The sequence below is a fragment of the Methylobacterium sp. 1973 genome (assembly GCF_040545035.1).
Taxonomy (GTDB): domain Bacteria; phylum Pseudomonadota; class Alphaproteobacteria; order Rhizobiales; family Beijerinckiaceae; genus Methylobacterium; species Methylobacterium fujisawaense.
This window is the reverse complement of the sequence record NZ_JBEPLA010000004.1, coordinates 123,576-137,987: the sequence shown is the minus strand read 5'-3', so window position 1 is coordinate 137,987 and position 14,412 is coordinate 123,576. Positions and strand designations below refer to the sequence as shown.

Genomic DNA, 14,412 nt, shown 5'->3' with positions numbered 1-14,412 from the left:
CGGCGCGCGGGATCGAACGCCGCAGCGATCCGCGTCTGTGGACCCGGCGCGCCCCGGTCCGTAAGAATGCGGCGGCCGCCGGGAGCGGCGTCCGTGTTGGATTCCAATGATCGACCTGACCCTCGAGGCCGCCCGCACCATCGTCGACACCGCCCTGCGGGAGGCACGGACACGGACGCTCAAGCCTCTGGCCGTCGTCGTCTACGATGCCCGCGGCGCCCTCAAGGCGGCCGCGGTCGAGGACGGGACCTCCCTGCGCCGGGCCGAGATTGCGAGCGGCAAGGCCAACGGCGCGCTGGCGCTGGGTCTCGGCTCCCGGGCGATCCACGCGCGGGCGGAGCAGCAGCCCTATTTCGTCGCCGCCGTGACCCATCTCGCCGGCCCCGCCGCCCTCGTGCCGGTGCCCGGCGGCGTGCTGATCCGGTCCGGTGAGGGACGGCTCCTCGGCGCGGTCGGCATTTCCGGCGACACCTCCGACAACGACGAGATCTGCGCGTTGGCCGGCATCGAAGCGGCCGGCCTGAAGCCGGAAACCGGCGCCTGACCATGCGCCTGCGTCGGCGCGACTGGCTGGCCGGCGCGATGGCCCTCTCGGCCGTGCCGCCCGCCCGCGCGGCCGAGGCGCTCTACCGCCGCGGCAACGACGCCGATCCCGAGACCCTCGACCCGCACCGCTCGTCCACCGTCGCGGAAGCGCATATCCTGCGCGACCTCGGCGACGGGCTGCTCACCTACGACAATTGCGGCGCCATCATCCCGGGCGCCGCACGCGCCTGGACCGTCTCGGACGACGGCGCGACCCTGCATTTCGACCTGCGGCCCGACGGTCGCTGGTCGAATGGCGAGCCGGTCACCGCGGCGGATTTCGTCTACTCGCTCCGCCGAATGCTCGATCCGGCCACGGCGGCGAAATACGCCGAGATCCTGTTCCCGATCCGCAACGCCGCCGCCGTGAACCGCGGCGAGAAGCCGGCCGACGCCCTGGGCGTGGTCGCGGAGGCGCCGCTGCGGCTCGCGATCACCCTGGAACAGCCGACGCCCTACATCCTGGAACTCCTCACCCATCAGACCGCCCTGCCGGTCCACCGCGCCTCGGTCGAACGCTACGGCGACAGTTTCACCCGGCCGGGAAACCTCGTGACGAATGGGCCCTATCGGCTCGCCGACCGCGTGCCGGGCGGCGCCATCACGCTGGAGGCCAACCCGCACCATCCGGATGCGGCGAGCCTCGCGATCCGCCGGGTCGCCTTCCTGCCGACGCCCGACATCGCATCGGCCGTGCGCCGCTACGCCGCCGGCGAGATCGACTCGCTCTCCGACCTGCCCGTCGACCAGATCGCCGACCTGCGTCGCCGCTTCGGAACGCAGGTGGTGCTCGGACCCTTGCTGGGACTGGCGGCGCTGGTGGTGAACACCCGCAAGGCGCCGTTCTCGGACAGGCGCGTCCGACAGGCGCTGTCGCTCGTGATCGACCGGGAATACTTGGCCGACGGGCTCAACAGCGGCACCATGAGTCCCGCCTATTCCCTGTGTCCGCCCGGCCTCGACAATTACCGGACGCCGCCCGAGACCGAGGGCCGCCGCGGCCTGCCGATCGACCACGAGGCGGAGGCGCGCCGACTGCTCGCCGAAGCGGGCTTCGGCCCGGACCGCCCCCTCACCCTGGAGTACCGGTTCAACATCAGCGACAACAACCGCACCGTCGCGGTGGCGCTCGGCGACATGTGGCGCGACCTCGGGATCAGGACCCGCTTCGTCTACACCGACGCCAAGACGCATTTCGCCCATCTGCGCGACGGCGGCGATTTCGACGTCGCCCGCATGAGCTGGCTCGCCGATTATTCAGACCCGCAGAACTTCCTGTTCCTGCTCCAGAGCGGAAATGACGGCATGAATGCCGGCCATTGGTCGGATGCCGCCTACGACACCCTGATGGCGCAGGCGGCCGCCGAGCGCGACCTCACCCGGCGGGCCGGCCTGCTCTACGACGCGGAGGCCATCGCCCTGCGCGAACTGCCCTGGATCCCGCTGATGCATTACCGCTCCAAGGCGCTGATCGCGCCGCGGCTGCATGGCTACCATCCGAACCTGCGCAACGCCGCGCCGACGCGGTTCCTGAGGCTCGACGCGTGATCCGCTTCATCCTGCGCCGCCTCCTGCAGGCGGTGCCGACGCTGCTCGCCGTGGTGACCGTCAGCTTCTTCCTGATGCGGCTGGCCCCGGGCGGACCGTTCGACCTGGAGCGGCCGCTGGCGCCCGCCGCCATGGAGAACCTGCGCCGGGTCTACGGCCTCGACCGGCCGCTCGTCGCGCAGTTCGGCAGCTATCTCGCGGCGCTGGTGCGGGGCGACCTGGGCCCCTCCTTCTCGTTCCGCGACCAGAGCGTCCTCGATCTGATCGCCCGGGGCCTCCCGGTTTCCGCGACGCTGGGCGCCCTCGCCCTCGTGCTGGCCACGGCGCTCGGCGTCGGGCTCGGGATCGCGGCGGCGCTCCGGCGCGGCGGCGTCGTCGATCGGCTCCTGGGCGTCGGTGCGGCCCTGACCCTCTCGCTGCCGAGCTTCGTGGTCGCGCCCCTGCTCCAGATCGCCTTCGGGCTGACGCTGCGCTGGCTGCCGCTGGGAGGCTGGAACGACGGCGCCCCGAGCCACCTGGTCCTGCCGGTCGTGACGCTGGCCCTGCCGCAGGTCGGTGCCCTGGCCCGGCTGACCCGGACCTCGCTGGCCGAGACCCTGCGGACGCAGCCGGTCCGCACCATGCGCAGCCTCGGCCTGCCGCCGGCCCGCGTCACCCGCCACGCCTTGCGGGGCGCGCTCCTCCCGGTTGTGGCCTATCTCGGGCCGCTGGCCGCGTCCCTGCTCACCGGCTCGGTGGTGGTGGAGACGATCTTCGGCCTGCCGGGGATCGGCCGCTACTTCGTCGAGGGCGCGCTCAACCGGGACTACACGCTGGTGATGGGCACGGTGCTGCTGGTCGCCGGACTGGTCATCGCCCTCAACCTCGCCGCCGACCTCGCCTGCGCATGGCTCGACCCGCGCCTCCGGGCGGCGTCGTGACCATCACCGCCGCGGCTCCGGGGCCGGCCCGGCGCGCCGTTCTCCGCTTCGCCCGGGAACGCACCGCCATGGCGGCCCTCGCCGTGCTGATCCTGATCGCCCTCGCCTGCCTGATCGGTCAGGGGCTCACCGGCCACGATCCCGAGCGCGCCTATCCGGACCTGCGTCAGCTCCCGGCCGGCCTCACCGCACAGCCCGATGCCGAGCATCTCCGGCCGGCGCTTGAGCGCCTCGCCTTCCGGATGCGGGTCCGGCTCGACGCAGTCGCACGCGACGGCGACACGCTGCGGCTCACCCTCGGGTCCGACGCGGGCGTCGATCGGCGCAGTCTGGCCTACCTGCCGCGCTCGGCGCTCTTCGGATCCCCCGACATCCTGGACGAGCGCGACGGCGGTCGGAGCCTCGTCGTCGCGGTGCCGATCCGGCGCCTGCACTTCCTCCTCGGCACCGACATCCAGGGCCGCGACCTGCTGACCCGCTGCCTCGTCGCCGGCCGGATCTCGCTGGCGATCGGGCTCGCCGCCAGCCTCGTCGCCCTGCTCATCGGCGTCGCCTACGGTGCCACGGCGGGTTTCATCGGGGGCGCCGTCGATGCCGTGATGATGCGCGGCGTCGACGTGCTGTACGCCCTCCCCTTCGTGTTCTTCGTGATCCTCCTGCTGGTGTTCTTCCGCCCGAGCCTGCTGCTCATGCTGGTGGCGATCGCCGCGGTGGAATGGCTCGACATGGCCCGGGTGGTGCGCGCCGTGACCCTGTCGCTGCGCGAGCGCGATTTCGTCCGCGCCGCACGGGCGCTCGGCCTCGGGACACCCCGCATCATCCTCCGGCACATCGTGCCCAACACCCTCGGTCCGGTGGCGGTGACCGCCACGCTGCTGGTGCCTCAGGTGATCCTGCTGGAGAGTTTCCTGTCCTTCCTCGGGCTCGGGGTGCAGGAGCCGCAGACGAGCTGGGGCGTCCTGATCGCCGAAGGCGCCCGTTCCATCGAGGGGGCGCCCCACATGCTCGCGGCCCCGGCCGCCTTCCTGATCGCGACCCTGGTGGCCCTCAACCTGATCGGCGACGGCCTCGCGGACGCGCTGGACCCCCGCGGAGACTGATGCCGCGGTCGGCGGCTTCCTCGACTCAGCCCAGCTGCCGGATCGGGGCACCGGCGAGCCAGGCTTCGATGTCCTCGACGGCCTGGGTGAAGAACGTCCGGTAATTGTTGCGCGACACGTAGCCGAGATGCGGCAATGCCAGCACGTTCGGCAGGCGGCGGAACGGGCTGTCGGCTGGCAGCGGCTCGGTCTCGAAGACGTCGAGGCCCGCGCCGGCGATCCAGCCCTCGTCCAGGGCCCGCACCAGGGCGTCCTGATCGATGATCGGCGCCCGTGAGGTGTTCACGAGGAACGCGTCGCGCCGCATGCGGCGCAACTCGGCCGGCCCCAGGAGGCCGCGCGTCCTATCGCCCAGCACGAGGTGGATCGTGACGATATCGCTCGCCTCCAGCAGCGCCTCCTTCGAGGCTGCCCGCTCGACCCCCGCGGCGGCCGCGCGGGCCTCATCGAGGTTCGGGCTCCAGGCGATCACCCGCATGCCGAAGGATCGCCCGATCTGGGCCACCCGCGTCCCGATCTTGCCGAGCCCGAGAATGCCGAGGGTCGCGCCCGCGAGATCGGTTCCGATCGTGCTCTGCCAGGGCCCCCCCTCGCGCATGGCCCGGCCCTCCGACGCCACGTGACGCGCCAGTCCAAGGATCAGCGCCCAGGTCAGCTCCGTCGGCGGCGTGGGACTCGAATCCGTGCCGCAGACGACCACGTTGCGCGCCCGGGCGGCCGCAAGGTCGATCGCGAGGTTGCGCATGCCGCTGGTGACGAGCAGCTGAAGCCGGGGCAGCCGCTCCAGCAGGGCTGCGGGGAACGGCGTGCGCTCCCGCATGATCACAAGGATCTCCGCCTGCGCGATCCGCGCCACGAGGGCATCCGCATCCGGAATGTGCTCGGCGATGGCCGAGACGGCGACGTGATCGGCGAGGCGTGTCCAGTCTGTGAGCGCGAGGGCTGCCTGCTGGTAATCGTCGAGGATGAGGCAGGTGCGCATGGCGATGGGGTAGGCCTCGGTGGGCAGAGCGTCAACGAGGTCCGATCGATGACACGACGTCGGCTCTTCGAAACTGCGCCGCGGTCAAGCGAGCCCGTCACGCCACGACCGCGCCGTCCAGCCCGGAGCCCGGGATCGGCCAGGCCTTCGGGGCGGACGGCCAGTATGAGAGATCCCCCCTGTCGGGGCTCTCCCGACATTCGCCCGGCGGGATCGCGGAGGAGACGCGTTCGGCTCCTAGGCCTCGGCCAATGCTGTGAACGCCACCGCGACGCCGGCGGCGCCGGGATCCTCAACACCGACGAGATCGCCCATAGCCAGGTAGCTCGAGCGGCCGGCGCCGGCGCGGGTCATGCGGGCCGTGGCTTCGGCACCGGCTCGGGCCGCCGCAGCGGCGGCGGTCAGGTCTCCGCTCCCCAGGGCCTCGACGGCGGGAATCAGCGCGTCGAGCAGGGTGCGGTCGCCGGCCTGAGCGCCGCCATAGCTCTGGACGCGCGCGACGCCCTGCCCGAGCGCAGTGGGCCATGCGGCCCCGTCGGCAAGGGCCGAGGCCGTCGCGGCGAAGAAGATCGAGCCGAGCACACCGCTCGATCCGCCGACGGCGCGGCCGATCCGCTCGGCCAGGGCCCGGCACAGGGCGGCCGGATCGGCCAGCGGCAGTCGGTCGAACTCAGCCCGTACGGCGCGCGCGGCCCCCGCGAAGGTCGTCCCAGCATCGCCATCGCCGACCTTGGCATCGAGACCGTTGAGGGTCTCCTCAGCCTGGATCAGCGCCTTTGTGACGGCAGCGATGCGAGCCCCCGTGACGGCGTCGTGCGACGGTGTGAAAGTCTCACCCGCAAGCCCCTCCGGCACCGGCCGTAGGATCGGCGGCGCGATCCGGACTGCCGCCGGCCAGGCCGCGACCGGCACGGGCTCCGACAGGGCCCGCTCCAGCGCATCGTCGAGCGGGAGGACCGACAGCGAGGCGCCGTGCATGTCCAGCGCCGTCATCAGCGGCGCCGGACCGAGCAGCAGACGGACGCGCCGGCCCAGATCGGTGGCGAGCACCGCCCGCGTGAGGATCTGCATCTCCAGGGCTGAGGCGGAGCCGAGATTGTTCACAAGGAGGGCCAGACGGTCGGCACCCGCGATCGCCCGCGAAAGCCTGTCGGCCATCATGTGGGCGAGATCGCTGGCCCTCGGCAGGGTGATGCGTTCCACGCCCGGCTCCCCGTGGATGCCGAGGCCGAGCTCGGCCTGACCCTCCGCCAATCGCTCGCTGCGCGGCGAACCGGGGATCGTGCAGGTCGAGACTGCGATGCCGAGCGACTTCGCCGCTTCGGCCGCCCGGCGGGCGAGCGCCGCAACGGTTTCGAGCGATTCCCCGGCTTCCGCAGCATGACCCGCCGCCTTGTGGACGAACAGCGTTCCGGCGACGCCGCGCGGCTGCTTGGCGTCCGGCAGGGCGATGTCGTCGGCGACGATCACGGTCTCGACCTTATGGCCCAGCGCCCGGGCCCGCTCGGCGGCGAGACCGAAATTCAGCCGGTCGCCCGCATAGTTCTTGATGACGAGCAGGCAGCCGGCCGGTCCCGTCACCGCGAGGATCCCGGCCAGCACCGCGTCGACGCTCGGCGAGGCGAAGACGTCCCCGCAGACGGCCGTGCTCAGCAGACCCGGCCCGACGAAACCGGCATGGGCCGGCTCGTGACCGGAGCCGCCACCGGAAACCACAGCGACCTTTCCGGGCTCCGGTACGGCGCGCAGGATCACGCGGATCCCAGGATCGCCCTCGAGCCGCGCAAGGCGCCCGCCGCTGGCTGCCAGCAGGCCGTCGAGGGCGTCGTTGACCAGGGTTGCGCGGGCGTCGATGACATGGGCCATGGCGTGACCTTCGATGGGGCGGTCACCGATTCTGGGTCGGCGGATCCGCACGCAGTGTCGGCGCAATCCGGTCGCCCAGGCAACGGCCTCGTCACGCCGTTCGCGATGATGGAGGCGTCGAGCCGGCCTCCGTCACTCCTTCACGGCGCCTGTGAGCGCCGACACGTAGTACTCGACGAAGAACGAGTAGAGGATCACCAGCGGGAGCGAGCCGAGCAGCGCGCCGGCCATCAGCGAACCCCACTTGTAGACGTCGCCGTCCACGAACTCGCTCACGACGGCGATGGGCACCGTCTTGTTCTGTGTCGAGGACAGGAAGGTCAGCGCATAGATGAACTCGTTCCAGCACAGCGTCAGAGAGAAGATGCCGGCCGAGATCAGCCCCGGGAAGGCCAGCGGCAGGATGATCTTGGTGAGGATCTGCCACCGGCTGGCGCCGTCCATCAGCGCGCATTCCTCCAGCTCGTACGGGATGGTCTTGAAGTAGCCCATCAGGAGCCACGTCGAGAACGGGATCAGGATCGTCGGGTAGGCGAGGATGAGGGCGATCGGCGAGTCGAACAACCCGTAGGCCTGCACGATCGTGGCCAGGGGGATGAACAGGATCGAGGGCGGCACGAGGTAGGCGAGGAAGATCGCCGCGCCGACCCAGCCCGCGCCCCGGTAGCGCACGCGGACGCAGGCATAGGCGGCGAGCACGCTGGCGAACAGCGACAGCACGGTCGCCGCCACCGACACGTACATCGTGTTCCAGAGCCAGCGCGGATACTGCGTCTCGAACAGCAGCTTGTGGATGTGCTTGAACGTCGGATCCACGACCCAGAACGGGTTGAACCGCTCCATGTCGATCAGCTGCTCGTCCGGTTTGATGGCCGTCAGCGCCATCCAGTAGAACGGGAACAGCAGCACGGCGAGGATGACGAGGAGCGGCAGGTAGGTGGTCACGAGCCGCCGGGGCAGGCGCTCGAGATAGGCCATCCCCTCCGAGTTGTCGGTGAGCCCGGCCGGTCGCGCCTCCATCACGGGGGCGAGGTGCGGGTCGACGTGGGCGGGCGGTGCGGGCGCGCTCATCGGTCGGACTCCCCGGCCTGCCAGGCCCGGCGCTGCAGGCCGAACCACGAGATTCCGATGGCCGCGAGCAGGAACGGCACCATGGCGGTGGCGATGGCGGCGCCCTCCCCCAGGGTCCCCGAGAGGATGCCCCGCTGGTACGAGAGCGTCGCCATCAGGTGCGTGGCGTTGACCGGTCCGCCGCGGGTCATGGCCCAGATCAGCTGGAAATCGGTGAAGGTGAACAGCACCGAGAAGGTCATCACCACGGCGATGATCGGTGTCAGCAGCGGAAGCGTGATCCGCGAGAAGATCTGCCAGTTCGAGGCGCCGTCGAGGGTCGCGGCCTCGTAGAGGGACGGCGAGACCGTCTGCAGGCCGGCGAGCAGCGTGATGGCGATGAACGGCACGCCCCGCCAGATATTGGCGAAGATCACGCAGGCTCGCGCCATCGCTGGATCACCGAGGAAGTCGATGTTGCCGTCGATGACGCCGAGATGGCGCAACGACCAGGAAATGATCGAGAACTGACTGTCGAAAATCCACCAGAACGCGATGGCCGAGAGCACGGTGGGGACCACGAACGGGATCAGCACGATCGAGCGGATGATCGCCTTGAACGGCATGTTCTTGTTGAGCAGCAGGGCGAGATAGAGCCCAATGCCGAACTTCACCACCGAGGCCACCGCCGTGTAGAGGCAGGTGTTGAATACCGAGAGCCAGAAGACGTCGTCGTCCCAGAGCCACGCGTAGTTCTCCAGGCCGATGAACACGCCTTCGCGGCCGATCCGCGCGTTGGTGAAGGATAGCCAGATGCCCTTCAGCAGCGGATAGGCCAGGAACAGGCCGAGGATCAGCGCCGTCGGCAGCATGAACCAGAAGCCCGCCCAGCCGCGGCTCGCGCGCAGGCGCTGCCAACCCGAGCGGATCGGGACAGCGACTGGCGCCGGCTCTGTCAGTGCGGAATGCGCCATGGTCTCGCCTCCGGCAGCCGCGCTCAGGTGTTCCGGAAGATGCGGGTCGCTGCGCGTTCGGCGTTCTTGATCGCGCCCTTCACGTCCTCACGGCCGGTGCAGTGGCTCGCGAACATGTCGACGATCACGAAGTCGGCGAGCACCGCGGCGATGCGCTCGCTGACCGGTGCGAGGCCGCCAGCCGCGAGGGAGCGCCGGCCGGCCTCGGCGAAGACCGCGTTCTTCGGGTCGCTCGTCCAGATCGGGTTCTTGGGGTAGTTCGACAGCGGCTCGCACAGGTAGCCCTGCGCCGCTTCGAGCCAGGGATTGTAGTTCGCTGCCTCCATCATGAAGCTGATGAAGGCCTTACAGGCGTTCGGCACCTTCGAGTATTTGAAGGCCAGGATCGGGAAGGCGAGCTGGAACTCGGTGGGCTTGCCGGCGGGGCCGATCGGCCAGACGGCGTGGTCCATGTCCTCGGCGAGCTTCGGGTTGTCCTTCTTGGCCGCGGCGTAGATCGAGATGCCGTTGTTGGTGAGGTACAGGTCGCCGGCGAGGAACGCCTTGTTGTTCGACGAGTCGTTCCACGACACCGTGCCGGGCACGAAGGTCTCGTAGAGGGATTTGACGTATTCCAGCGCCTTGGCGGTCTCGGGCGAGTTGATCACGATCTTCTCGTTGGCGTCCACGAGGTTGGCGCCGTGGGACCAGAGGGCCCAGTGGCACCACGTGTTGCCGTCGCCCGTGGCGTGACCCAGCGCGAAGCCCGCCGGCGTGTTGTTCTTCTTCAGGCCCCGACAGAGTTCGAGGAATCCGGCCGTGTCGGTGGGGAACTTGTCGAAACCGGCCTTCTTCATCGCTGAGATGCGGTAGTTCGGATAGCCGCCGTTGAAGGCGACGGGGATCGCGATCCACTTGCCCTTGACCTTGCCGTAGGCCTCCGCCGACGGGAACCAGGGCCCGTATTTCTTGGCGAGCGCGTCCGCCACGTCCTCCAGCGGCAGGCACTTGTCGGGGAAGAGTGCCGGGAACGAGAACAGGCCCCAGACCATGTCGGGGCCCTGTCCGGTATTGGCGGCCACCGATGCCTTGGGCTGGATGTCGTCGAAGGATTCGTTGGTCACCGTGACCTTGACGCCCGTCGCCTTGGTGAAGGCGTCGACCATCTTCATGAACGCCTCGTCCTCGCTCGGCACGAAGCGCTTCCAGCGCAGGAGCGACAGGCTGGCGCCGGGCTCGGGCTTCCACTCGGTGCTCTGCGCCCAGGCCCGGGCGAAGCCGAGGAGGTCGCCGCCGGCGAGGCCGGTCGCGGCGGCACCGGCGAGGAGGGAACGGCGGTCGAGAACGGGCATCGGTTCTTCTCCCTCAGTGAATCTGCTTCAGGTGCGCGCCGCGCGCGCGCCCGCATCGGCCCCGATGCAGGTCAGTTCGGCAGGCGACGGCCGGTCTCGGCGTCGAAGAAATGCACGCGGTTCGGACGCAGGGAGACGGTCTCGCCCGGCCGCTCGCGCACGCGCTCGCGCAGCACGCAGGTGAGCTCCTGGCCGAGGGCCCGGACCGCCAGCATGGTCTCGGATCCGGTCGGCTCCACGACCACCACCTCGGCGGCGATCCCGTCGGATGCGAGGTCGAAATGCTCGGGCCGGACGCCCAGGATGAGGGGGCGCCCCTCGACGCCGGAGGGGGCGTCGGCAAGCGGGATCGTCAGGCCGGTCTCGGTGGTGAAGGTGAGACGTCCGTTCGCCCGGACCTTCCCGGGCACGAAATTCATGGCCGGCGAGCCGATGAAGCCCGCGACGAACAGGTTGTCGGGCCGGTCGTAGAGTTCGAGGGGCGGCCCGATCTGCTCCACGACCCCGTCGTGCATCACCACGATCCGGTCGGCCATGGTCATCGCCTCGATCTGGTCGTGGGTGACGTAGATGGTCGTCGTCTTCAGGCGCTGGTGCAGCTCCTTGATCTCGGTGCGCATCGCCACGCGCAGCTTGGCGTCGAGATTCGAGAGCGGCTCGTCGAACAGGAACACCTGCGGGTCGCGCACGATCGCCCGGCCCATGGCGACGCGCTGGCGCTGGCCGCCGGAGAGCTGGCGCGGGTAACGGTCGAGCAGGTGGGTGAGACCGAGGATCTGCGCCGCCTTGTTCACGCGCAGGTCGATCTCGGAGGCCGCGGCCTTCCGGATCCGCATCGAGAACGCCATGTTCTCGCGGACCGTGAGATGCGGGTAGAGCGCGTAATTCTGGAATACCATGGCGATGTCCCGCTCTTTCGGCGGAACATCATTCACGACGCGCTCGCCGATCCGGATTTCGCCGCCGGAGATATTTTCCAGCCCGGCGATCATCCGCAGAAGCGTCGATTTTCCGCACCCCGACGGACCGACCAGGATCACGAATTCCCCGTCCCGGATGTCCACGGACACGCCGTGCAGGACGTTCGTCGACCCGAAAGCCTTGCGAACCTCGCGGATTCCCACCGAGGCCATGCTTCCTCCCGATCAAGGCCGCTCTATCGGCGGCTCTAGGGCGGCAGTACAAAGGAGGGGCCGGGGGAAAGCAAGCGGGGACCTGGGTAAAGCTACAGATAATCTTCGTTCTGTCAGGCGGCGCGATCTGTACCCGTGACGAGGTCGCCGTGGTGAAACCAACCGTCGCGTCTCGGCGCGCCGGGGATGGTATGGGACCGCGATCCGGCCTCGCTGCCGGCAGGCCGATCCGGAATCGTGGCACCGAACCCCCGTCGCAGCGGGCTGCCCGGTTCCCGGACATCCGAGAGAGGTGAGCGCATGTCGTCATCGGGTCTGACTGCACGGGAGATCCTCCCCGCCGACGGATGCCGTGGCGCGCTCGTGGGCCGGGTCTGGCGTCCCGATGCGGCCGGGCCGAGCGTCGTGGCGATCCGCGCCGATTCCGTGGGTGAGGCTCGCGTCGTCGACATCACCGCGGCCTTCCCGACGGTCAGCGACCTGTGCGAGGCGCGCGACCCGGGAACGGCCCTGCGCGGCGCGGCGGGCGAGGATCTCGGAGGCCTGGACGCCATCTTGGCGAACACGCCGCCGGATGACCGCGACCCGGCCCGGCCCTGGCTCCTCGCACCGGTGGATCTGCAGGCGCTTAAGGCGGCCGGCGTGACCTTCGCCACCTCCATGCTGGAGCGGGTCATCGAGGAGCGCGCCCGGGGCGATCTCGCCGCCGCTGCGGCGATCCGTGCCGAGGTCGAGCGCTTGGTCGGCCACGACCTGCGTCGGCTGAAGCCCGGATCGCCCGAGGCCACGGCGCTCAAGGCGGTGCTGGTCGCGCAAGGGGCCTGGAGCCAGTATCTCGAGGTCGGCATCGGCCCCGATGCCGAGATCTTCACCAAGGCACAGCCGCTCTCGGCGGTGGGGTGCGGCGCGGATGCGGGCCTGCACCCGGATTCGCGCTGGAACAATCCCGAACCCGAAGTGGCCCTCGCCATCGCCTCCGACCAGCGAATCGTCGGCGCGACCCTCGCCAACGACGTGAATCTGCGCGACTTCGAAGGGCGATCGGCGCTGCTCCTCGGCAAAGCCAAGGACAACAACGCCTCCTGCGCCGTCGGCCCGTTCCTCCGCCTGTTCGACGACACGTTCGGTCTCGACGATGTCCGCCGGACCACGGTGACCCTCGAAGTCTCCGGGACGGATGGCTTCCGGCTTGAGGGCACCTCGCCGCTCGCCGAGATCAGCCGCGATCCGGAGGAACTCGCGGAGGCGCTCATGGGGCGCACGCACAATTACCCGGATGGGGCCCTGCTCCTCCTCGGCACGATGTTCGCGCCGATCCAGGACCGGCACGGGCCCGGCCTCGGCTTCACCCATGCCGAGGGCGACCGCGTCGTGGTGGCGAGCCCGGAGCTCGGCAGCCTCGTCAACCGCATGCGCCCCTGCGATGCCTGCGAGCCCTGGACGTTCGGCGCCCGCGCACTGATGCGAAACCTCGCGGCGCGGAAGATTCTATGAGAGAGCGTCGCGCGGAGTGCCGCCCGACGCGGCGACCAGACCAAGCCTGAGATGATGCCGATGACCGACGCCGCCTTCCTCGACCGCCTCGCCGCGATCGTCGGACCGTCCGGCCTCGTCACGGGCGCGGAGCTCCGCGGGCGCTCGGCCAACTGGACGCGCCCGGCCGAGCCTTGCGCCGCTCTGGCACTCGTTCGACCCCGCAGCACGCAGGAGACCAGCGCGGTCATGGCAGCGTGCCACGAATCCGGCGTCGCCGTGGTGCCCCGCGGCGGAGCCACCGGCCTCGTCGACGGGACGCTCTGCCAGCCTGACGAGATCACGCTGTCGACGGAGCGGATGATCGGCATCGAGCCGGTGGATCCGCTGGGCATGACGGTGGTGGTCGGGACCGGCGCCACCATCGAGAGCGTGCAGGAAGCGGCGTCGGCGGCCGGGCTGTTCTTTCCCCTGGACCTCGGCGCCCGCGGCTCGGCGACCATCGGCGGCGCGATCTCGACCAATGCCGGGGGCCTGCGCGTCCTGCGCTACGGCATGATGCGGGAGATGGTGCTCGGCCTGGAGGCCGTGCTCGCCGACGGCACCGTGGTGTCGTCCATGCGCCCCCTCATCAAGAACAACACCGGGCTCGACCTGAAGCAGCTGTTCCTCGGCACCGAAGGCACGCTGGGCATCGTCACGCGGGCCGTCCTGCGCCTGCGCCCCGAGCCGGCCGGCTACGCGACGGCACTCATCGCCTGCCCAGGGGTGGATGACGGCGCGCGGGTGCTGCGGGCAGCCCAAAGCGCCTTTCAGGGACGCGTGTCCTCCTTCGAGGGGCTGTGGCCGGATTTCTACCGCCTGATGACGGCACCCGGACGGGCGACCCCGCCCCTCGGCCATGACTATCCGTTCTACGCGATCATCGAGATCGAGTGCGTCGCCGAGGAATCGGACCGTTTTCTGGGCCTCCTCGAAGGGCTGATGGGCGAAGGCACGATCCTCGACGCCGCCGTCGCCGCCTCGGAGGAGCAGCGCCGGGGCATGTGGCGCATCCGCGACCGCGTGGAGCATCTGAATGCCGACGGGATCGAACGCGCTTTCGACGTCAGCGTGCCGCTGTCGCGGATGGATGGCTACGTCCGCGGAGCGCTCGACCGGCTCGCGGCAATCCCGGGCTGCCGGGCCGTCGTCTATGGGCATATCGGCGACAACAACCTGCACTGGAACACGACCCGCCTCGACGTCGCCGGCAACGCCGCCATCGACGCGGCGATCTACGAGCCTCTCGCGGAGCTGAACGGCTCCGTCTCGGCAGAGCACGGGATCGGGCTGGAGAAGCGGAGCAAGCTGAAACTGTCGCGCTCGCCTGAGGAGATCGCCGTGATGCGGATGGTCAAGCGGGCGCTCGATCCGGACGGGCGGCTGAATCCGGGCAAGATCTTCTGAG

12 protein-coding genes are annotated in these 14,412 nt (G+C 70.1%); 6 read left to right on the top strand and 6 right to left on the bottom strand.

Features of this window, described 5'->3' with window-relative positions:
* Positions 1-106 precede the first annotated feature (106 nt).
* Genes ABIC70_RS10170 through ABIC70_RS10155 form a run of 4 tightly spaced genes read left to right on the top strand, consistent with a single transcriptional unit; the run spans position 107 to position 4,153 of the window.
* On the top strand, positions 107-544 hold the full coding sequence (locus ABIC70_RS10170; protein WP_179696806.1) for a GlcG/HbpS family heme-binding protein: 438 nt from the start codon (positions 107-109) through the stop codon (positions 542-544).
* A 2-nt stretch (positions 545-546) separates the two neighbouring features.
* On the top strand, positions 547-2,133 hold the full coding sequence (locus tag ABIC70_RS10165) for a peptide ABC transporter substrate-binding protein (protein ID WP_182591625.1): 1,587 nt from the start codon (positions 547-549) through the stop codon (positions 2,131-2,133).
* On the top strand, positions 2,130-3,053 hold the full coding sequence (locus ABIC70_RS10160; protein ID WP_182591626.1) for an ABC transporter permease subunit: 924 nt from the start codon (positions 2,130-2,132) through the stop codon (positions 3,051-3,053). The genes ABIC70_RS10165 and ABIC70_RS10160 overlap by 4 nt, the downstream gene beginning before the upstream one ends.
* Positions 3,020-4,153: an ABC transporter permease gene (locus ABIC70_RS10155; RefSeq protein WP_182591627.1), complete on the top strand. Its 1,134-nt coding sequence runs from the start codon at positions 3,020-3,022 to the stop codon at positions 4,151-4,153. The genes ABIC70_RS10160 and ABIC70_RS10155 overlap by 34 nt, the downstream gene beginning before the upstream one ends.
* Positions 4,154-4,178: 25 nt before the next feature.
* Here ABIC70_RS10155 and ABIC70_RS10150 read toward each other — a convergent pair whose 3' ends face one another.
* The 6 genes from ABIC70_RS10150 to ABIC70_RS10125 form a co-directional block, all read right to left on the bottom strand.
* A complete protein-coding gene (locus tag ABIC70_RS10150; protein ID WP_193376693.1) occupies positions 4,179-5,135 on the bottom strand; it encodes a D-2-hydroxyacid dehydrogenase family protein in 957 nt (318 codons plus the stop codon).
* Between the two features lie 237 nt (positions 5,136-5,372).
* A complete protein-coding gene (locus ABIC70_RS10145) occupies positions 5,373-7,001 on the bottom strand; it encodes a dihydroxyacetone kinase subunit DhaK (RefSeq protein WP_354439650.1) in 1,629 nt (542 codons plus the stop codon).
* Positions 7,002-7,133: 132 nt separating this feature from the next.
* Positions 7,134-8,021, bottom strand: a complete 888-nt coding sequence (locus ABIC70_RS10140) for a carbohydrate ABC transporter permease (protein ID WP_043353258.1) — start codon at positions 8,019-8,021, stop codon at positions 7,134-7,136.
* A gap of 47 nt (positions 8,022-8,068) precedes the next feature.
* Entirely contained in the window at positions 8,069-9,025 is a 957-nt protein-coding gene (locus ABIC70_RS10135) for a carbohydrate ABC transporter permease (protein WP_043353236.1), read from the bottom strand.
* A gap of 23 nt (positions 9,026-9,048) precedes the next feature.
* Positions 9,049-10,356, bottom strand: coding sequence for an ABC transporter substrate-binding protein (locus ABIC70_RS10130; protein WP_043353238.1), 1,308 nt, complete (start codon positions 10,354-10,356; stop codon positions 9,049-9,051).
* A gap of 71 nt (positions 10,357-10,427) precedes the next feature.
* A complete protein-coding gene (locus tag ABIC70_RS10125) occupies positions 10,428-11,489 on the bottom strand; it encodes an ABC transporter ATP-binding protein (protein ID WP_043380019.1) in 1,062 nt (353 codons plus the stop codon).
* A gap of 300 nt (positions 11,490-11,789) precedes the next feature.
* On the opposite strand from ABIC70_RS10125, the gene ABIC70_RS10120 reads away from it, so the two are divergent.
* Positions 11,790-12,983, top strand: a complete 1,194-nt coding sequence (locus tag ABIC70_RS10120) for a fumarylacetoacetate hydrolase family protein (RefSeq protein ID WP_075380436.1) — start codon at positions 11,790-11,792, stop codon at positions 12,981-12,983.
* Positions 12,984-13,043: 60 nt separating this feature from the next.
* Positions 13,044-14,411 carry an FAD-binding oxidoreductase gene (locus tag ABIC70_RS10115; RefSeq protein ID WP_354439649.1) on the top strand — a complete coding sequence of 456 codons (1,368 nt, stop codon included), beginning with the start codon at positions 13,044-13,046 and terminating at the stop codon, positions 14,409-14,411.
* Position 14,412: the final 1 nt, after the last annotated feature.